Origin of the sequence: Streptomyces macrolidinus (assembly GCF_023887685.1) — a bacterium.
Taxonomy (GTDB): domain Bacteria; phylum Actinomycetota; class Actinomycetes; order Streptomycetales; family Streptomycetaceae; genus Streptomyces; species Streptomyces macrolidinus.
Window position 1 is genome coordinate 30068 of sequence record NZ_JAMWMR010000039.1, and the last position, 17911, is coordinate 47978.

The following is a 17911-nucleotide window of genomic DNA, read 5'->3' on the forward strand; positions in this document are numbered from 1 at the left end:
CCCGCGGAGAAGGGACGGGGTCCGGCGCCACCAGGCATCGGACCCCGACCGCTGTTCAGCGGGCTTGCCGTTCCCTCAGTGGGCGTCGTCGTGGGTGTCCGCGGCCTCGACCTCTTCGCGGGTTATGCCGAGGAGATACAGGACGGTGTCCAGGAAGGGGACGTTCACGGCGGTGTGCGCGGCCTCGCGGACGACCGGCTTGGCGTTGAAGGCGACGCCGAGACCGGCCGCGTTCAGCATGTCCAGGTCGTTGGCGCCGTCCCCGATCGCGACGGTCTGCGCCAGCGGTACGCCCGCCTCGGCGGCGAACCGGCGCAGCAGCCGTGCCTTGCCCGCGCGGTCCACGATCTCGCCGATGACCTTGCCGGTCAGCTTCCCGTCGACTATCTCCAGGGTGTTGGCCTGGGCGAAGTCGAGCCCGAGCCGTTCCTTGAGATCGTCCGTGACCTGGGTGAACCCACCGGAGACGACCCCGACCTGGAAGCCGAGCCGCTTCAGCGTACGGATCAGGGTGCGCGCGCCCGGAGTGAGCCGGACCTCGGCGCGGACCTTGTCCACCACCGAGGCGTCGAGCCCCTTGAGCAGCGCCACGCGCGCGTGCAGCGACTGCTCGAAGTCCAGCTCACCGCGCATGGCCGCCGCCGTCACTTCGGCGACCTCGGCCTCGCAGCCCGCGTGCGCGGCGAAGAGTTCGATGACCTCGTCCTGGATGAGCGTCGAGTCCACGTCCATGACGACGAGGCGCTGGGCCCGCCGCTGCAGCCCGGCCGCGACGACCGCGACGTCGACACCGAGTGCCGCGGCGTCGGTGACCAGGGCGGTGCGCAGCGCGGAGGTCTCCACGCCGGACACCGCGAACTCCACTGCGGTGACGGGGTACTTGGCGAGCCGGAAGATACGGTCGATGTTGCCGCCCGCCGCTGTTATGCGCGAGGCGATCTCGGCGGTCGACTGAGCGGTGAGCGGGTGGCCGAGCACGGTGACATGGGAACGGCCCAGGCCGCGCGGACGGTTGTCGCCGAGGCCGGAGATGATCTCGGCCTGCATCTTCATGGACTCCGCCCAGCCGTGGACGGTGGCGCGCAGATCGCCTTCCTGCCCGGGCAGGGGCATGGTCACGAGTACGCAGAGGACCATACGGCCCCGGGTGACGACCTGCTCGATGTCGACCACGTCGACGTCGTAGCCGGCCAGAGTCTCGAACAGGCCGGCGGTCAGGCCGGGCCGGTCCTTGCCGAAGATCTTGACGAGGAGAGTGGGGGCGTCGGTGGTCTGCGAAGCGCTCATGGTGTTCCCACCGTATCCGGCACGGAGTGCCTCCCGCGCCTCCGGTCCGCCCAGCGGACAGACTCACCCACCTCCCCGAGCCGGGGGCGGCGGAGGAGGCGGAGGCGGCCCCTCGCCCCAGGAGGCCGACGCCCCGCGCCGCCGCCGCACGGGCGGCTCGATCGGCCCGACCATCGTGGGTGCACCGTGCACATCAGTGACCTCCGGCGGCCCACCACTCCCTGGCGGCGCACCCGCCCCTGGAGACCTATCGGGCCGTGGCGGCGTACCGGTTCCTGGTGGCCCACCGGCCTGTGGCGGCGCACCGGCTCCCGGCGACCCACCGGCCGCCCCCGAGGTCTCGCGCAACTCCTCCGGCAGCCGCAGATACGGGTTCGTGTCCGGGTTCGGCGGACGATGCGGGCGGCCCGGCCCGTAGGGGCCGGCCCCTGCTTGTCCGGGTGCCGACTGCCCTGGCCCCGACCACCCTGACGTCGCCTGCCCCCCGCCACCCCCGGCGAGCGGTGCCGCGCGGCTGCCCGCTGCCCCCATGGCGTATGCCAGCAGCGCCCCGGCAGCCCCCGCCGCCGCCCCCCACGCTGCTCCCAGCAGTACCGCCGTGCCGAGGTGGCCGTGCAGGTCGATTCCCGCGCCGAACGCGTCGAAGCCGAGCACCGACAGTGAGGCGTTCACCGAGACCTCGGTCAGCCAGGCCAGCAGCGGCAGCGCCGCCGCCGTCACGATCCCGAGTCGCAGCGCGCAGTGCCCCACGAAGCCTCGTACGACCGGCGTACGGGCCGCCGTCAGGACCCCCGCGCAGAGCATCGCCAGCACCGCGGCGAGCGCCAGCAGCCATACCCTGCCGTCCAGGTCCGCCAGGCGCCCCACCGTGAGCGGCTGGTCGGTGCCTGTGCGGAGCAGCCGGTCCAGGGGGTCCGGGAGCAGCTTCGCCAGTTCGCCCGTGGCGCGGCCGTCCCAGGGCACGAACAGGCCGAGCGGCACGCCCAGCCACACCCCGTTGGGCGCGCCGAGCAGTGCCGCTCCCGCGATCCGTGCCGGGTGGTCGTCGCGGAGCGCCGCGTACGCCGCCGCCGCGAGCCCGGCGGCCACCGCCACCAGCAACACCGCCACCAGCGCGGACACGGCCGGACGTACCACCCGGTGCAGCGCGTCCCAGCCGCTCGGAAGCGGTGTGCGCCGGGACGCGAGCAGCGCGATCACCAGGACACCGGCCGCCCACACGGCACCGCCCAGCAGCGTGGGCCCGGTGTCGACGGTGAAGCCGACCGCGGCCTCGGCGTGGACGAGGTCGCCGACATGGCCCGGCAGCAGCCCGCCGATGTCGCCGAGCCCGGGGAGATCGATGCCGCCACCCCCCTTGCCCGGCAGCCGGTCCAGCCCCAGCGACCCCCCGTCGAGCGTCACGGTGTCGTGTCCGGCCCAGGCGAGGAAGCCCAGGAGCGCGACGAACAGGGTGACCAACAGGCCCGCGCGCGCGAGGAGTTCACCGGGCGTGACCCCGACTCCCGCGGCACGAAGGGACCGTAGGAAGAACCAGCTCATCAGGAGCGCTCCCACCAGGCTCACGCCCAGTGGCGTGATCTGGAGGGCGGTCGTCGCCTCGGCCCCCTTCAGACCGAACGCCGAGACATCCCCGGACGGGGTGACCGACCCGCCCGCCCCCAGCGCCACCACCGCCGCGGTCATCGGTCCGAGCGAACCCGCCGTATCCGCCTGAAGCAGATGAAGACCGAGCGCGGCCGTGCCCGCCATGCCGATCAACGCCCAGCTCACAGAGGCGATCGCGGACAGCAGCACATCCGCCCAGGGCAGCCTCCTGCCCTGCTCCGCGGTTCCGATGCCCGTCATCGTCAGCCCCCGATCCGCGCGCGGCGTTCCCCCGGGGATGTCCTCCTCCGGGGGAATTCCCACTCTCCGGGCTGGTTTCACCGCAGTCAACGGCGCGTGCTCCGGTGCGCGTGAGCACCTCGTGACAGAGTCCGGACAAGGTCCGGACAAGGCCCGACTTTCGGTCAGCGGGCTGAGCCTGGAATAGTTCCCCACGATGTTCGACATCCCTAGACTCCCTGTGACGGGGGTAACTCGGGGGACAACTCAGTGGGGCATGGAGTGCCGGAACTCGTACTGGAATTGAACGGACGGACCTGGACGCTCGATGCGTCCAGGCCATACACCCTCGGACGTGATCCGCAGGGGGACATTGTGCTCGACGACGCCAGGGTGTCCTGGCGTCACGCCACGATCGCCTGGAACGGCCGCAGTTGGGCGATCGAGGACCACGGCAGTACCAACGGCACGTTCGTACAGGGCCGGCGGATCCAGCAGGAGGAGATCGGGCCGGGCTCGGCCGTGAACCTGGGCAACCCGACCGACGGACCGCGCGTGACCGTGTCCGGTGCCGCGGGTGCCGCGCCCCAGGCGCAGCCCCAACAGCCGTACGCGGCCCAGGGCGTGAACGGAGGATGGGCCCAGCAGCAAGCGGCTCCGCAGCAAGCGGCTCCGCAGCAGACGCCGCAACAGCAGGCGCCGCAGCAGAGTTGGCAGCAGCCGCAGCAACAGGCCGCTCCGCAGCAGCAGTCGCAGCAGCCCGCTCCGCAGCAGCAGCCCGCCGCGCAGATCCCGCAGCAGCAGGGCCCCGGTGGCGGCGCGGGGGCACCGCCGGTCTACGGCGACCGCAGCCCGACCACGTTCCACCAGTTCTCGCTCGGCCGGGTGATGCGCATCGGACGTGCGCTGGAGAACGAACTGGTCGTCTCCGACCTCCAGGTCTCCCGCCACCACGCCGAGTTCCACGCCACGCCCGACGGCCGGTTCGAGATCCGTGATCTCGGCTCGCACAACGGCACGTTCGTCAACGGTATGCCGATCGGCAAGAGCGGCTCGGCGCTGCTCGGCCCGCACGACATCGTCGGCGTCGGTCACTCGACGTTCCGTCTGGTCGGCGACCGCCTCGAGGAGTTCGTCGACACCGGTGAGGTCTCCTTCTCCGCCCGCCACCTCACGGTCACGGTCGACGGCGGCAAGCAGATCCTCAAGGACGTCTCCTTCGGCGTCCCCGAGAAGTCGCTGATAGCCGTCATCGGCCCCTCCGGCTCGGGCAAGTCGACCCTGCTGAAGGCGCTCACCGGCTACCGCCCCGCCAACCAGGGCGATGTCCTCTACGACAACCGGAACCTCTACAAGCAGTTCGCCGAACTGCGCCAGCGCATCGGCCTGGTCCCGCAGGACGACATCCTGCACAAGGAACTGACGGTCAAGAAGGCCCTCAAGTACGCGGCCAAGCTGCGCTTCCCCGCCGACACCACGGCCGCCGAGCGCGAGGCCCGGATCGACGAGGTGCTGCGCGAACTGAAGCTGGACGTCCACAAGGAGAAGAAGGTCACCTCCCTCTCCGGCGGCCAGCGCAAGCGTGTCTCGGTGGCCCTGGAGCTGCTCACCAAGCCGTCGCTGATCTTCCTGGACGAGCCGACCTCCGGTCTCGACCCGGGCATGGACCGCGATGTCATGCAGTTGCTGCGCGGTCTCGCCGACGACGGCCGTACGGTACTGGTCGTCACCCACTCCGTGGCGGAGCTGGCGCTGTGCGACAAGCTGCTGGTGATGGCGCCCGGCGGATCGGTCGCCTACTTCGGCCCGCCGGAGGAGGCGCTGAACTTCTTCGGCTACGACACCTGGGCCGACGTCTTCTCCGCCTTCGAGAACTACCGCGACTACGACTGGGCCGGTCGCTGGAAGGGCTCGCAGCACTACCAGATGTACGCCGCGGACATCGACGCGGTCGCCCCGCAGTCGATCGACGTGTCGCCGCCGCAGGCGATCAAGCCGCCCAAGCCCCAGGGCTGGTTCTCCCAGCTCGGCACGCTGATGCGGCGCTACCTCTCGGTCATCGCCTCCGACAAGGGCTTCCTGGCGCTGACGGTGATCCTTCCGGCGGTGCTCGGCGCGGTCAGCCTGCTGATCGACCCCGACAAGGGCCTGCTGGTCAACCCGGTCAATTCGAAGACCGGCCTGCCCATACCGAACGGCACGGCGACCACGGTCCTGCTGATCCTCGCGGTCGGCGCCTGCTTCGCGGGCGCCGCCAACTCCGTCCGCGAGCTGATCAAGGAACGGGTCATCTACGAGCGGGAGCGCGCCACCGGCCTGTCCCGTTCCGCCTATCTGATGTCGAAGGTGATCGTCCTCGGGGCCATCACCGTGCTCCAGGGCCTCATGGTCGGCCTGATCGGCTTCTCCAGCCGTGAGATCCCCGAGAAGGGCCTGATCCTCGGCAACGCCACCCTCTTCGAGCTGTGCCTGCCGATCATGGCGCTCGGCTTCACCTCGATGATGTTCGGCCTGGTCATCTCCGCCCTGGTGAAGACCTCCGAGAAGACCATGCCGCTGCTGGTGATGTTCGCGATCATCGAGGTCGTCTTCACCGGCTGTCTGTTCACCCTGCACGGCACGGTCGGTGTCAACGAGTTCTCGTATCTGATGCCGTCCCGCTGGGCGGTGGCCGCCGCCGGTACGACGCTGGACTTCAACAACATCGCCCCGAACACGGACGACCCGACCAGCACGGACCCGCTGTGGGACCACACGGTGTCGGCCTGGGGCATGGACATGATCGCCCTGCTCGCCCTCGGCGCGATCTGCGGCTTCCTGGTGGCCCGCTTCCTGCGCCGCCACGAGCCCGAGGTCATGCGGAAGTAACGGCCGACGGCTTCACGGCATGCGCGAAGGGCGGCACCCGCAGAGGGTGCCGCCCTTTAGGCGTGTACGACCAGAGGCCCGCGCCTGCCTCAGTACGCGCTGTTGACGTTGTCGATCGAACCGTACCGGTCGGCCGCGTAGTTGGCGGCGGCGGTGATGTTCGCGACCGGGTCGTAGATGTTCTTCGAGGTACCGCTCACGTGGTACGCGTCGAAGGTGGGCTGGATCACCTGCAGCAGACCCTTGGAGGGGATGCCGTTCTTGGCGTTGATGTCCCAGTTGTTGATGGCCATCGGGTTACCCGAGGACTCTCGCATGATGTTCTTGTGCAGGCCGTGGTAGGAGCCGGGGATGCCCTTCTCCTTCATGATGTCCAGCGACTGGCGGATCCAGCCGTCGACGTTGTTGCCGTAGGTCTTGGCGGAGACCGGCTTCAGGTCGACGCGCTCACCGGCGCGGCTCACCTTGAGGCTGTCGGCGGCCTTCTGGTCGGTGACAGCGGCCTTGACGTCCTTGATCTGCTTGTTGCTCAGCTTCGCGGGCGCCTCAGCGGCAGCCTGCGTGGTCTGCGCCGGGGTGGCCTGGCTCGGCACGGCGGTGAAGGCGATACCGGCGACGCTCAGGGCGGCGACACCAGAGACGGTCAGCTTCTGGGCCTTGTTCATCTTGCGAACACGGTCACGGACGTTGATCTTCTTCAGCATTACGGGATGGACCTCTCGGTTGCGCGGAGGCCGCTCTCGTACCGGCGGGGACATTTGATGTTCCAGCACAAGCGCCGCGGATGTTCACCACTGCGCCGAGCGACATGAGCCATTCTTAGCGACCGCAAAATGCCGATGCAAAGGTGTGACCTACGACCCTGGGTAGTGGAGACAGGAAGGGCGAAACGGGACAGATCGGAGCATCTGTCCCGTTCGTAAGGCCTCTTGTGTCTCCTATGCGACTTCGTACGTGACCTACGCCCTATGCGCGCCCTCACATCCGCGAGGCCCTGGTCTCACGTGGAGTTGCTGTAGCAACTCTCTGTGTGAGCAGCTTTCAGAGGGTGAAGCCAAGGAGTGGATCCCACGCGTCTCCGGGGGAGGCGGGAGACCTCCAGGCCTCTCACGGCAGCAGAAGGTGAAGGTCCCCGAACTCGTGCCACAGATAGCGCCGGGCCAGCGCCTCCTCGTACCCGCGCGCGACCGCCGCCCGTCCCGCGACCGCCTCCAGCATCAGCAGATGCGAGGCCTCCGGCTCGTGCAGCCCGGTCAGCAGCCCGTCGACCACCCGCACCCCGCGCTCGGGCGTCAGCACCAGATCGGTCCAGCCCTCCCGGGGCCGCACCGCGCCCTCCGCGTCCGCGGCCGACTCGACGGCCCGCACCGCCGTCGTACCCACCGCGATCACCCGCCCCGCACCGCGCCCCGCGCGACGATCGGCCCCGACCGCGTTGATCAGCCGCGCCGACGCCTCGGGCACGGCGAAGCGCTCCGGGTACGGCGGCTCGTGCGCCTCCGCCGACGCCACCCCCGTGTGCAGCGTGACCGGCGCGAACAGCACGCCCCGGCTCACCAGCTCCGCGACCAGGCGCGCGGTGAAGGGCCGCGCCGCGCTCGGCATCTCCGCACTGCCCATGCCCTCGGGCGACGGCAGGGCGAACACCGTCTGATACACCCCGAGCGGCTGGTCCCTCTCTGTATAGGAGTAGCGAATGGGCCGCCCGTACCGCCTCAGCAGCCCCACCACGTCCGGCTCCGAGGGGCGGGCCCACCACAGTCGGTCACTCCGCGCCGACAGAGGGTCCTCCAGGACGAGCCGTACGCCACCGGGGAGTCCCACCGCCGCCCCCGCGAGCGTGCCGCGCGCCACACGCGCGCGCGTGGTCCCCTTCCCGTCCGGCTCCCGCACCTCCACGGCCCACCGCCCGTCGTCCCCGCGCGTCGAGAAGTGCACCACCACGCGCGCGTGCCCGAGCCGCCCGTCCACCGCGGCCGGCAGCGTCGCCGACGTGTTGACGACGAGCAGATCCCCGGCCCGCAACAGCCGCGGCAACTCGACGAACGCATGAGAGGACACCTCGGCCCCACGCGAGACCAGCAGCCGCACCGCGTCCCGCCCCAGCCCCGCCCCGCGCTGCTCGACCGGAACGCGCGCGGACAGAGAGGACGGAACCTGCTCGATGACGGACCTCATCGCGGCTCCAGCAGCGAGGGGGCGGCGTAGCGGCCGGTCACCGGGCGCTCGTCGAGCAGTCTCAGGAACGCGGGCACCACGCTCTCCGGGGCCGGACGCTTGCCGTCGTCCACGGGTACCGCCGCCGCGTACAGGTCCGTGTCCATGTCCCCCGGGTCGACAGCCCACACCCGCAGACCGGGCTCCTCCGCGCCGAGCACCGCCGCGAGGTGATCGAGAGCCGCCTTCGACGCCCCGTACCCGCCCCATGTCACGTACGCCTCGGCCGCCGCGTCCGAGCTGAGCATGATCACCGTGCCCGCGGTCGAGGAGCGCAGCAGCGGCAGCGCCTCCTGGGTGAGGCCCAGCGCGGCCACCACGTTCACCTCCAGCGCCCTGCGCAGTCCCTCCAGCGTCTGGCCCTCCAGCCGCACCAGCGGCTCGGCGCCCAGCACGCTCGCGTTGTTCACCAGCAGATCGAGCCCGCCCAGCCGCCGGGCCGCCGCCACCAGCGCGGCCCGGTGCGCGGCGTCCGTCACGTCCCCGGGCAGGGCCTCCACCCGCGTCCCGTACGCGGACAGGGCCCCCGCGGTCTCGGCCAGGACCGGCGCGGTCCTCGCGTCCAGCACCAGATCCCAGCCCCGCTCCGCCAGGGCGGCCCCCAACGCCCGTCCCAGCCCCTTCGAAGCCCCCGTGATGATCGCAACCGGCATGACACCGCTCCCTCGTCCTCGTCCGCACCGTCCGTGACCGACGGCGATCTCACCGTAGGAACGCGCCCCCGTCACCCGCCTCGGGCGCGGGTCCCGGGCCGCCGGGGCTCTTCGGCCTAGGACGAAGGGCGCAGGCAGGGCCACCACCGGTCGGATACGCGCTGTCACACCTCGCCGGTACGGTGAGGTCATGAGTCATCGACCCCCGTCGGGCCTGTCCGCGGTGAGTTCCGCGCTGCTGGCCATGAGCAGGCATCTGGAGGTGCGCGACGTCCTCAAGACGATCGTCGCCTCGGCCCGCGAGCTGCTCGACGCGGAGTACGCGGCGCTGGGTGTCCCGGACGACCACGGAGGCTTCGCCCAGTTCGTCGTGGACGGCGTCAGCGACGCACAGTGGAAGGCCATCGGCCCGCTCCCGCGCCAGCACGGCATCCTCGCCGCGATGCTGCACGAGGCGAAGCCCGAGCGGCTCGCCGACGTTCGCGAGGACCCCCGCTTCGGAGGCTGGCCGGACGCCCACCCCGACATGTCCGACTTCCTCGGCGTGCCCGTCCGCGACGGCGACGAGATCATCGGCGCGCTCTACCTGGCGAACAAGCGCTGCCCGAAGCCCGACGGCGGCTGCGGCTTCACCGAGGAGGACGAGGACCTCCTCTCGATCCTCGCCCAGCACGCCGCGATAGCCCTCACCAACGCCCGCCTGTACGAGCGCAGTCGCGAGCTGACCATCTCCGAGGAGCGCTCCCGGCTCGCCCATGAACTGCACGACGCGGTCAGCCAGAAGCTCTTCTCCCTGCGCCTGACCGCGCAGGCGGCAGCAGCCCTGGTGGACCGTGACCCGGTGCGCGCCAAGGGCGAGTTGCAGCAGGTGGCCGCGCTCGCCGCGGAGGCCGCCGACGAACTGCGCACGGCCGTCGTGGAGTTGCGCCCCACCGCGCTCGACGAGGACGGACTGGTCGCCACGCTGCGCACCCAGGTCAAGGTCCTCGACCGCGCCCACAGCGCCGCGGTGACCTTCACCAGCCAGGGCGTACGCGCGCTGCCCGCCGCCCAGGAGGAGGCCCTGCTGCGCGTCGCCCAGGAGGCCCTGCACAACGCCCTGCGCCACTCCGGAGCGCGGCGGGTCGACGTGACCCTGGCCAAGCGCGGACCGGGCGCCGTCCTGCGGGTCACGGACGACGGCAGCGGCTTCGAACCCACGGCGGTCCGCCGCGCCGGACGCCATCTGGGGCTCGTCTCCATGCACGACCGCGCGAGCGGGGTCGGCGGCACCCTGGCCGTCATATCGGCGCCCGGGAAGGGCGCCACGATCGAGATGGAGGTCCCCGGTGGCTGACCCGATCAAGGTGCTGCTCGTCGACGACCATCAGGTGGTCCGCCGCGGTCTGCGTACGTTCCTGGAGGTACAGGACGACATCGAGGTCGTCGGCGAGGCCTCCGACGGCGCCGAAGGGGTCGCCCGCGCCGAGGAGTTGGCGCCCGACGTCGTCCTCATGGACGTCAAGATGCCGGGCATGGACGGGATCGACGCGCTGCGCAGACTCCGCGCACTCGACCACCCCGCGCGCGTACTGATCGTCACCAGCTTCACCGAGCAGCGCACGGTGGTCCCCGCCCTGCGCGCGGGCGCCGCCGGTTACCTCTACAAGGACGTGGACCCCGACGCGCTCGCCGGAGCCATCCGCTCGGTGCACGCGGGGCACGTCCTGCTGCAACCGGAGGTCGCCCAGGCCCTGTTGTCCCAGGAGGAGAGCAACACCAGCCAGGGGAGGGGGAGTTCGCTCACCGAGCGGGAGCGCGAGGTGCTGGGCCTGATCGCGGACGGCCGGTCGAACCGGGAGATCGCCCGGGCGCTGGTGCTGTCGGAGAAGACGGTCAAGACCCATGTGTCGAACATCCTGATGAAGCTCGACCTCGCGGACCGCACCCAGGCCGCGCTCTGGGCCGTACGCCACGGGATCGACGGCTGACCGCCGCGCGGAAGGTTCCCCTCCGGGATGAGATTCATACCGTCGTGTGTATGTCACCCGAATGGCGCATCCTCGGGGTGAGCCCCGCCGTTCTCCAGGGCGTGCTGCGGCGCCCGCCGCAGTGATCGCGAGGAGAGGCTCCGTAGTGAAGAACCTGAAGAAGGCCGCAGCCATCACGATGGTGGCCGGCGGGCTGGTCGCCGCCGGTGCCGGCCTTGCCTCCGCCACCGAGGGGTCGCACGCGGGCGGCCTGGCCGCGGGCTCCCCGGGCGTCGTCTCGGGCAACGCCGTCCAGGCCCCGGTCCACGTCCCCGTGAACGCCGTGGGCAACAGCGTGAACGTGATCGGGCTCCTGAACCCGGCCTTCGGCAACACCGGCCTCAACCACTGAGACCCCGGCGGCCACCGCCGACCGCCGACCACCGGCCTCCCGGACAACGACCCGGGAGGCCGAGCCGCGAGTCACCGCATCTCCCGCGCCTCCACGACGGAGTTGTACGCCGCGACCTGCGCCCGTCGCGCCGTCCGCTCCACGGGTCGCAGCGCATGCGCCCGCGCCGCCATCTCCGAGGCGCTGACCGCGCCCCCGTGCCCGTCCTTCGCCACCGACATCAGCAGCCCCACCCGCCGCGCCAGTTCCAACACCCGTACCGCCCGCGGCGGATACCCCGGCGCCAGCACCTCCTGGCCTGCCTCGGCCCGCGCCCGGTACGCGTCGATCGCGGCCTCCGCCACCGGCCCCGACGCCGCGACATCCAGCCGGGACAGCACCTCCGTCGCCTCGCGCAGCGCCTCCGCCAGCTCCCGCTCGGCCTCCCCGAGCGAGGGCACATCGGCGGGCGGCGCCTCCCGTACCGGCAGACAGCGCCAGACGACCTCGACATGCGCGTCACCGGCCGGCCCCGCCGAGCTGACCTCCGGCACCAGCCCGAACGCGGCTCCGTGACAGACCACCGCCTCCTCGGCCTCCAGCGCCCGCGCGTTGAACTCCGCCGGTCCGCTCAGCCCCAGCGGATGCCCCGGCGCGGGCAGCGCGAGGCGCAGACCGGTCACCCCCAGCCGCCGCAGCCGCCCGAGCGCCAGCGTGAGACCGACGGGCGCCGGCTCCTGTGGCAGTCCCTCGACCCGGTGCACCGCATCGTCACCGACGATGGACGATGCGGCGTCGTCGGGCGGGACAAGTCCGGCCAAAAGGGCATTTCCCCATGCGGTCAGTCGCCCTGAGCGTGGTTCCGTGAGCATGCCTCCACCCTAAGGACCTGACCTATGGATGGGAGGGGGCGACCGGTGGCGTAGATTTCATGGGGGCTGCGCTCACCGGCGTGGCGGACCGCGCCCACCGGCGTACGCGAGAGCCGACACTGGCCACACTGCAAGGGGAGACAACGCGCTCATGAGCGATGTTCTGGAACTGGAGGACGTAACCGTGGTCCGCGAGGGCCGCGCTCTGGTGGACCAGGTCTCCTGGTCGGTCAAGGAGGGCGAGCGCTGGGTCATCGTCGGACCCAACGGCGCCGGGAAGACCACGCTCCTGAACGTCGCGTCGAGCTACCTCTACCCCACCAAGGGCAAGGTCACCATCCTCGGCGAGACCCTGGGCAAGCCCGGCACCGACGTCTTCGAGCTGCGCCCGCGCATCGGCATGGCCGGCATCGCCATGACCGAGAAGCTCCCCAAGCGCCAGACCGTCCTGCAGACCGTGCTGACCGCCGCGTACGGCATGACCGCCGGATGGCACGAGGAGTACGAGGACATCGACGAGCAGCGTGCTCGCGCCTTCCTCGACCGCCTCGGCATGAACGAGTACCTCGACCGGAAGTTCGGCACCCTCTCCGAGGGCGAGCGCAAGCGCACCCTCATCGCCCGCGCCCTGATGGCCGACCCCGAGCTGCTGCTCCTCGACGAGCCCGCCGCCGGTCTCGACCTCGGCGGCCGTGAGGATCTCGTACGCCGCCTCGGCCGCCTCGCCCGCGACCCGATCGCCCCCTCCATGATCATGGTCACCCACCATGTCGAGGAGATCGCCCCCGGCTTCACCCACGTCCTGATGATCCGCCAGGGCAAGGTGCTCGCCGCGGGCCCGCTGGAGCTCGAACTCACCTCGCGCAACCTCTCCCTCTGCTTCGGCCTCCCGCTCGTCGTGGAACAGGCCGGCGACCGCTGGACCGCCCGAGGCCTGCCGCTGTCCTGACCCGCGCGGTCCCGAGCCGCGAAGTCCCCTGGAACGGCCGCCGGTGCCCTGTCCGTGAGCGCACCGGCGGCCCTACCATGACCATGTGAACATCGACGCGTGGGTGTGGTGGCTGATCGGGGCGGCGGGGCTCGGCATCGGGCTCGTGATCACCGCGCTGCCGGAACTGGGCATGCTCGCGGTGGGTGCCCTCGCGGCTGCCGCGGTCGACGGCCTCGGAGGAGGCGCCGTCCTGCAGGTGGTCGTCTTCGCCGTGGTCTCGGTCGCGCTCATCGCGGTCGTCCGGCCGATCGCGGCCCGGCACCGCAGCCAGCCCCAACTGTCCACGGGAATCGACGCGTTGAAGGGCAAGCAGGCCGTCGTCCTGGAACGCGTCGACGGCGCGGGCGGCCGGATCAAGCTCGCCGGGGAGATCTGGTCGGCTCGGTCGCTGGACACCGGGCGCGCCTACGAAGTCGGCGAAGAGGTGGACGTCGTGGACATCGAGGGGGCCACCGCTCTCGTGATGTGACCTCGCGGGACTCACTCGTCATGTGACCTCGCGGGACTCAACTGAACCGAACAGGCCACGGGCCCCCCGACGGTCTGTCAGACTCGAGCAGCAAGATCTTCAACAAGCATAAGATCGGCCACAGGCGTCAAGTCGGAGAAGGGGTACGGGGAAACGATGGCACCGATCATCATCGTCCTGGTCATTCTGGTGGTGTTGGTCTTCATCGCCCTGATCAAGACCATCCAGGTCATCCCACAGGCGAGCGCAGCCATCGTCGAACGGTTCGGCCGCTACACACGGACGCTGAACGCGGGCCTGAACATCGTGGTCCCGTTCATAGACTCGATCCGCAACCGCATCGACCTGCGTGAGCAGGTCGTGCCGTTCCCGCCGCAGCCGGTGATCACCCAGGACAACCTGGTCGTCAACATCGACACCGTCATCTACTACCAGGTGACCGACGCGCGTGCCGCGACCTACGAGGTCGCCAGCTACATCCAGGCCATCGAGCAGCTCACCGTCACCACGCTCCGCAACATCATCGGCGGCATGGACCTGGAGCGCACCCTCACCTCCCGCGAGGAGATCAACGCGGCCCTGCGCGGCGTCCTCGACGAGGCCACGGGCAAATGGGGCATCCGCGTCAACCGCGTCGAGCTGAAGGCCATCGAGCCGCCGACCTCCATCCAGGACTCGATGGAGAAGCAGATGCGCGCCGACCGTGACAAGCGCGCCGCGATCCTCACCGCCGAAGGTACGCGTCAGGCGGCCATCCTCACCGCCGAGGGTGAGAAGCAGTCCCAGATCCTGCGCGCCGAGGGTGAGGCCAAGGCCGCCGCCCTGCGCGCCGAGGGTGAGGCGCAGGCCGTCCGTACGGTCTTCGAGGCCATCCACGCCGGAGACCCCGACCAGAAGCTGCTCTCCTACCAGTACCTCCAGATGCTCCCGAAGATCGCCGAGGGTGACGCCAACAAGCTCTGGATCGTGCCCAGCGAGATCGGCGACGCCCTCAAGGGCCTGTCCGGCGCCATGGGCAACTTCAACCCGCTGGGCGGCGGTTCGGGCGCGGGCGGCGGTGGCTCCGCCGCCGCCAAGGCAGCCGCGGAGCGCCGCGAGCGCCCGTCGATCGACTGACGCACACCTCGTCGTACGACACTGGGGCCCCCTCCCGAAGGAGACGGGCCCCAGTGCTGTCACGCGTACGTGCTCATACATCTCGTACGTGCTCGTACATCCCGTACGTCTCAGGCGGCGGACTGCGCCAGCCACTCCGGCAGCGCTCCGAGGCCGTCGTCCCCGAGCGCCAGCAGCATCGCGTCCGCGGGCGTCGGCTCGAACGGCTGCCGCAGCAGCGGCATGCCCGCCTGCTCCGGCGTACGGTCCGCCTTGCGGTGGTTGTCCTCGGCGCAGGAGGCCACCGTGTTCAACCAGGTGTCGCCGCCGCCCCGCGACCGCGGCACCACGTGGTCCACGGTCGTCGCCCGCCGCCCGCAGTAGGCGCACCTGTGCCGGTCCCGTACCAGGACACCCCGCCTGGACCAGGGCGCCCTTCTTCGGAACGGCACCCGTACATACCTGCAGAGCCTGATCACCCGCGGCGCCGGCAGGTCCACATCGGAGCCTCGCATACGGAGTTCGGGATGCGACTGCTCGACAACGGCCTTGTCCTGCAGCACCAGAACGACAGCTCGGTTCAAGGACACCGTCGACAGCGGCTCGAAGCTCGCGTTCAGAACAAGCGTGTCACGCATCCAGCCCACCTCCCGTATGCACCCGCCCGCTCCCCGGCGGGCCTGGACCACACTCTGGACGGGCATGCCGAGATGGACAACGCAATAAATCTGCCCGCCTCCGGTCACTTCCATGACCAGAGGCGGGCAAACGTTCTGTGAACGTCGGGCTTCCGAGAGCGTTCGTCAGCCCGCGGCGGGGTTCTCGTACTCGCCGATGAGCTGGGCACGCGCCAGCGTGTGGAACCGCAGGTTGAAGCCGACCACCGCGGGAGAGGCGTCGGCGTCCGGACCGAGCTTGTCCTGGTCCACGGCGTACACCGTGAACACATACCGGTGCGGCCCGTCCCCGGGCGGCGGCGCGGCACCGCCGAAGTCCTTCGTCCCGTAGTCGTTGCGCGCGTGCACGGCGCCTGCGGGCAGCCCTTCGAACGCCCCGCCGCCGGCACCCGCGGGCAGCTCGGTGACCGAGGCCGGGATGTCGAACAGGACCCAGTGCCAGAACCCGCTGCCCGTCGGGGCGTCCGGGTCGTAGCAGGTCACGGCGAAGCTCTTGGTCCCGGGCGGGAAGCCCTCCCAGCGCAACTGCGGCGAGAGGTTCCCGCCCGCGTGCACCTGAGCGTCCTTGAGCGGGGCACCCGGCTCGACGTCCTCGCTCGTCACCGTGAACGACGGCACGGGCGGATGGAAGTCATGGGGCAGTGGCCGCCTCTTGAGCTCGGTCACCTCGGCACCTCCAAGTCAGTGGATCAGCGGGTCGAATCGTTGCAGAGCCTAGAACCAGCTTCGCTTGCTGCCGACTTCCGACAGCCACTGGTGGAGATAGGCGGCCCAGTCCGTGCCGTGGAAGTCGTGCAGACCCACCTGGAAGCAGCGGTAGGAGTCGCTGCCCTCGGTGAACAGACCGGACTTCTTGTCCATCTCCAGGACGACGTCCATCGCGCTCTCGTCCGCGACGAAGCTCAACTCGACCTCGTTCAGGCCGCGGTACTGCGACGGCGGGTAGAACTCGATCTCCTGGTAGAACGGCAGCCGCTGCCGCGTCCCCCGGATGTGACCGCGCTCCATGTCCGCGCCCTTGAAGCGGAAGCCGAGCTGGATGAACGCGTCCAGGATCGCCTTCTGCGCGGGCAGCGGGTGCACATTGATCGGGTCCAGGTCACCGGAGTCCACGGCCCGCGCGATCGCCAGCTCCGTCGTGACGCCGATGTGCATCCCCCGCAGCGACTGGCCGTCGATCATGGTGACCGGAGTCTCCCACGGGATCTCGAGCCCGAAGGGGACGACGTGCAGCGCGCCCGCCTGGAGCTCGAAGGCGCCGCCGAGGCTCACCTTCGTGAACTCGATGTTCTGGTGGTACTCCGAGTCGTCGTGCCCCTCGACCTCGACCCTGGCCTGGAGGCCGACGTTCAGCCCCTCGATCGACTGGCTCACGGAACCGCCCTGGATCCGCACCTCGCCCTGGACGACACCGCCCGGCACGACGTTCTCCTCGCCCAGCACCGTCTCGACCGAAGCCCCGCCGGCCCCCAGGCTCGCGAGCAGCCGCTTGAACCCCATGAATCTTCCCTCCCGGACGACGTCCGTGCCGTCGCCTTGCCGCTTGCGCGCGCTGTCGTACGTGGATCCTTGATCACTACAAACGCGTTCCGGCTCGGCCCGGTTCCGCCTGGACTACGCTCGTACGCCGTGATCGCGATCCCCGACCGTACCCCTCTGCCCAGGACGTTCTTCGACCGCCCGGTACTGGAGGTCGCCCCGGATCTCCTGGGGCGCCTGCTCGTCCGCACCACCCCGGACGGTCCGATCGCCCTGCGCCTCACAGAGGTCGAGGCCTACGACGGCGCGAACGACCCCGGCTCGCACGCGTACCGCGGGCGCACGGCCCGCAACGAGGTGATGTTCGGTCCACCGGGCCATGTATACGTCTACTTCACCTACGGCATGTGGCACTGCATGAACCTCGTGTGCGGCCCGGAGGGCAGGGCGAGCGGCGTACTGCTCCGCGCAGGCGAGATCGTCGAGGGCACCGAACTGGCCCGCAAGCGCCGGATCTCCGCCCGGAACGACAGGGAACTGGCCAAGGGCCCGGCCCGCCTGGCCACGGCGCTGGGCGTGGACCGCGCCTTCGACGGCACGGACGCGTGCGCCGCGGGCGAGACGCCGTTGCGGATCGCGACCGGTGCGCCGGTCTCCGCCGACCAGGTACGCAACGGCCCGCGCACCGGCGTCGCCGGGGACGGGGGCGTGCACCCCTGGCGCTACTGGATCGCGGACGACCCGACCGTGAGCCCCTACCGGGCTCATGCACCCAGGCGGCGGCGCCGAAGTTGACGGGCCCCCGGGGAGTGCGTAATGTACTCCGAGCCGCTTGAACCGGGTACGGCGTCACGCCAGCAGCCGGAAGCGGCCAACCCACTACTCACGACCTCCCTCACAGAGGGCGAATTCGTCATGCCCGCATGCGCGAATTCAAACTCTCGGAACCCGATTAGGGACTCCATCGAGAATCGGTTAAAGTAGTGAATGTCGAAAGGCCGCGAGGTAATTGCATCTCAGGCTCAAGACAAACCCCACTGACGGGGAATCAGGGCCGAAAGGATCTGATAGAGTCAGAACCGCCGGAAAGGGAAACGCGAGAGCGGGAACCTGGAAAGCACCGAGGAAATCGGATC

17 protein-coding genes are annotated in these 17911 nt (G+C 70.5%); 8 read left to right on the plus strand and 9 right to left on the minus strand.

What is annotated here, in order from left to right; genetic code table 11:
• Positions 1-75 precede the first annotated feature (75 nt).
• A complete protein-coding gene (gene serB, locus NGF19_RS28075; RefSeq protein ID WP_252428379.1) occupies positions 76-1287 on the minus strand; it encodes a phosphoserine phosphatase SerB in 1212 nt (403 codons plus the stop codon).
• A gap of 63 nt (positions 1288-1350) precedes the next feature.
• Complete coding sequence (locus NGF19_RS28080; RefSeq protein ID WP_252428380.1) at positions 1351-3135, minus strand: streptophobe family protein; 1785 nt, start codon at positions 3133-3135, stop codon at positions 1351-1353.
• A gap of 261 nt (positions 3136-3396) precedes the next feature.
• On the opposite strand from NGF19_RS28080, the gene NGF19_RS28085 reads away from it, so the two are divergent.
• Entirely contained in the window at positions 3397-5982 is a 2586-nt protein-coding gene (locus NGF19_RS28085) for an ABC transporter ATP-binding protein/permease (RefSeq protein ID WP_252428381.1), read from the plus strand.
• 89 nt (positions 5983-6071) lie between these two features.
• On the opposite strand, the gene NGF19_RS28090 is transcribed toward NGF19_RS28085, so the two are convergent.
• From NGF19_RS28090 to NGF19_RS28100, 3 genes are all read right to left on the minus strand, one after another.
• On the minus strand, positions 6072-6686 hold the full coding sequence (locus NGF19_RS28090; RefSeq protein ID WP_252428382.1) for a transglycosylase SLT domain-containing protein: 615 nt from the start codon (positions 6684-6686) through the stop codon (positions 6072-6074).
• A gap of 403 nt (positions 6687-7089) precedes the next feature.
• The gene (locus tag NGF19_RS28095; protein WP_252428383.1) at positions 7090-8160 is read right to left on the minus strand and encodes an S-adenosylmethionine:tRNA ribosyltransferase-isomerase; all 1071 of its coding nucleotides are present in this window, start codon (positions 8158-8160) and stop codon (positions 7090-7092) included.
• Positions 8157-8852: an SDR family NAD(P)-dependent oxidoreductase gene (locus NGF19_RS28100; protein ID WP_252428384.1), complete on the minus strand. Its 696-nt coding sequence runs from the start codon at positions 8850-8852 to the stop codon at positions 8157-8159. Before NGF19_RS28100 ends, NGF19_RS28095 begins: the two co-directional genes overlap by 4 nt.
• A gap of 190 nt (positions 8853-9042) precedes the next feature.
• Between NGF19_RS28100 and NGF19_RS28105 the strand changes: the two genes are divergently transcribed.
• The 3 genes from NGF19_RS28105 to NGF19_RS28115 all read left to right on the plus strand — a co-directional run bounded on the left by NGF19_RS28105 (position 9043) and on the right by NGF19_RS28115 (position 11213).
• On the plus strand, positions 9043-10188 hold the full coding sequence (locus tag NGF19_RS28105) for a GAF domain-containing sensor histidine kinase (RefSeq protein ID WP_252428385.1): 1146 nt from the start codon (positions 9043-9045) through the stop codon (positions 10186-10188).
• Positions 10181-10822: a response regulator gene (locus NGF19_RS28110; protein WP_252428386.1), complete on the plus strand. Its 642-nt coding sequence runs from the start codon at positions 10181-10183 to the stop codon at positions 10820-10822. The genes NGF19_RS28105 and NGF19_RS28110 overlap by 8 nt, the downstream gene beginning before the upstream one ends.
• Positions 10823-10967: 145 nt before the next feature.
• Positions 10968-11213 carry a chaplin gene (locus NGF19_RS28115; RefSeq protein ID WP_252428387.1) on the plus strand — a complete coding sequence of 82 codons (246 nt, stop codon included), beginning with the start codon at positions 10968-10970 and terminating at the stop codon, positions 11211-11213.
• A gap of 71 nt (positions 11214-11284) precedes the next feature.
• Here NGF19_RS28115 and NGF19_RS28120 read toward each other — a convergent pair whose 3' ends face one another.
• Positions 11285-12064 (minus strand): Rv1486c family protein, encoded by a 780-nt coding sequence (locus NGF19_RS28120; RefSeq protein ID WP_252428388.1) that lies wholly within the window; start codon positions 12062-12064, stop codon positions 11285-11287.
• 151 nt (positions 12065-12215) lie between these two features.
• Here NGF19_RS28120 and NGF19_RS28125 point away from each other — a divergent pair, with 151 nt between their 5' ends.
• The 3 genes from NGF19_RS28125 to NGF19_RS28135 all read left to right on the plus strand — a co-directional run bounded on the left by NGF19_RS28125 (position 12216) and on the right by NGF19_RS28135 (position 14640).
• The gene (locus NGF19_RS28125; RefSeq protein WP_252428389.1) at positions 12216-13013 is read left to right on the plus strand and encodes an ABC transporter ATP-binding protein; all 798 of its coding nucleotides are present in this window, start codon (positions 12216-12218) and stop codon (positions 13011-13013) included.
• A gap of 85 nt (positions 13014-13098) precedes the next feature.
• Positions 13099-13524, plus strand: coding sequence for an NfeD family protein (locus NGF19_RS28130; RefSeq protein WP_252428390.1), 426 nt, complete (start codon positions 13099-13101; stop codon positions 13522-13524).
• 156 nt (positions 13525-13680) lie between these two features.
• On the plus strand, positions 13681-14640 hold the full coding sequence (locus NGF19_RS28135; RefSeq protein ID WP_252428391.1) for an SPFH domain-containing protein: 960 nt from the start codon (positions 13681-13683) through the stop codon (positions 14638-14640).
• Between the two features lie 110 nt (positions 14641-14750).
• Here the strand turns inward: NGF19_RS28135 and NGF19_RS28140 are convergent, their stop codons facing one another.
• The 3 genes from NGF19_RS28140 to NGF19_RS28150 form a co-directional block, all read right to left on the minus strand.
• Complete coding sequence (locus NGF19_RS28140) at positions 14751-15257, minus strand: HNH endonuclease (protein WP_252428392.1); 507 nt, start codon at positions 15255-15257, stop codon at positions 14751-14753.
• A 165-nt stretch (positions 15258-15422) separates the two neighbouring features.
• A complete protein-coding gene (locus tag NGF19_RS28145) occupies positions 15423-15962 on the minus strand; it encodes a YbhB/YbcL family Raf kinase inhibitor-like protein (RefSeq protein ID WP_252428393.1) in 540 nt (179 codons plus the stop codon).
• A gap of 48 nt (positions 15963-16010) precedes the next feature.
• Entirely contained in the window at positions 16011-16796 is a 786-nt protein-coding gene (locus tag NGF19_RS28150; protein WP_252428394.1) for a sporulation protein, read from the minus strand.
• 129 nt (positions 16797-16925) lie between these two features.
• Here NGF19_RS28150 and NGF19_RS28155 point away from each other — a divergent pair, with 129 nt between their 5' ends.
• Complete coding sequence (locus NGF19_RS28155; protein ID WP_252428395.1) at positions 16926-17570, plus strand: DNA-3-methyladenine glycosylase; 645 nt, start codon at positions 16926-16928, stop codon at positions 17568-17570.
• Positions 17571-17911 lie beyond the last annotated feature (341 nt).

Excerpts from the sequence above, each read along its gene's own strand:
- NGF19_RS28095 (WP_252428383.1), bottom strand. The coding sequence starts at position 8,160 with ATGAGGTCCGTCATCGAGCAGGTTCCGTCCTCTCTGTCCGCGCGCGTT.
- NGF19_RS28150 (WP_252428394.1), bottom strand. The coding sequence starts at position 16,796 with ATGGGGTTCAAGCGGCTGCTCGCGAGCCTGGGGGCCGGCGGGGCTTCG.
- NGF19_RS28080 (WP_252428380.1), bottom strand. The coding sequence starts at position 3,135 with ATGACGGGCATCGGAACCGCGGAGCAGGGCAGGAGGCTGCCCTGGGCG.
- NGF19_RS28090 (WP_252428382.1), bottom strand. The coding sequence starts at position 6,686 with ATGCTGAAGAAGATCAACGTCCGTGACCGTGTTCGCAAGATGAACAAG.
- NGF19_RS28105 (WP_252428385.1), top strand. The coding sequence starts at position 9,043 with ATGAGTCATCGACCCCCGTCGGGCCTGTCCGCGGTGAGTTCCGCGCTG.
- NGF19_RS28100 (WP_252428384.1), bottom strand. The coding sequence starts at position 8,852 with ATGCCGGTTGCGATCATCACGGGGGCTTCGAAGGGGCTGGGACGGGCG.
- NGF19_RS28120 (WP_252428388.1), bottom strand. The coding sequence starts at position 12,064 with ATGCTCACGGAACCACGCTCAGGGCGACTGACCGCATGGGGAAATGCC.
- NGF19_RS28140 (WP_252428392.1), bottom strand. The coding sequence starts at position 15,257 with ATGCGTGACACGCTTGTTCTGAACGCGAGCTTCGAGCCGCTGTCGACG.
- NGF19_RS28125 (WP_252428389.1), top strand. The coding sequence starts at position 12,216 with ATGAGCGATGTTCTGGAACTGGAGGACGTAACCGTGGTCCGCGAGGGC.
- NGF19_RS28135 (WP_252428391.1), top strand. The coding sequence starts at position 13,681 with ATGGCACCGATCATCATCGTCCTGGTCATTCTGGTGGTGTTGGTCTTC.
- serB (WP_252428379.1), bottom strand. The coding sequence starts at position 1,287 with ATGAGCGCTTCGCAGACCACCGACGCCCCCACTCTCCTCGTCAAGATC.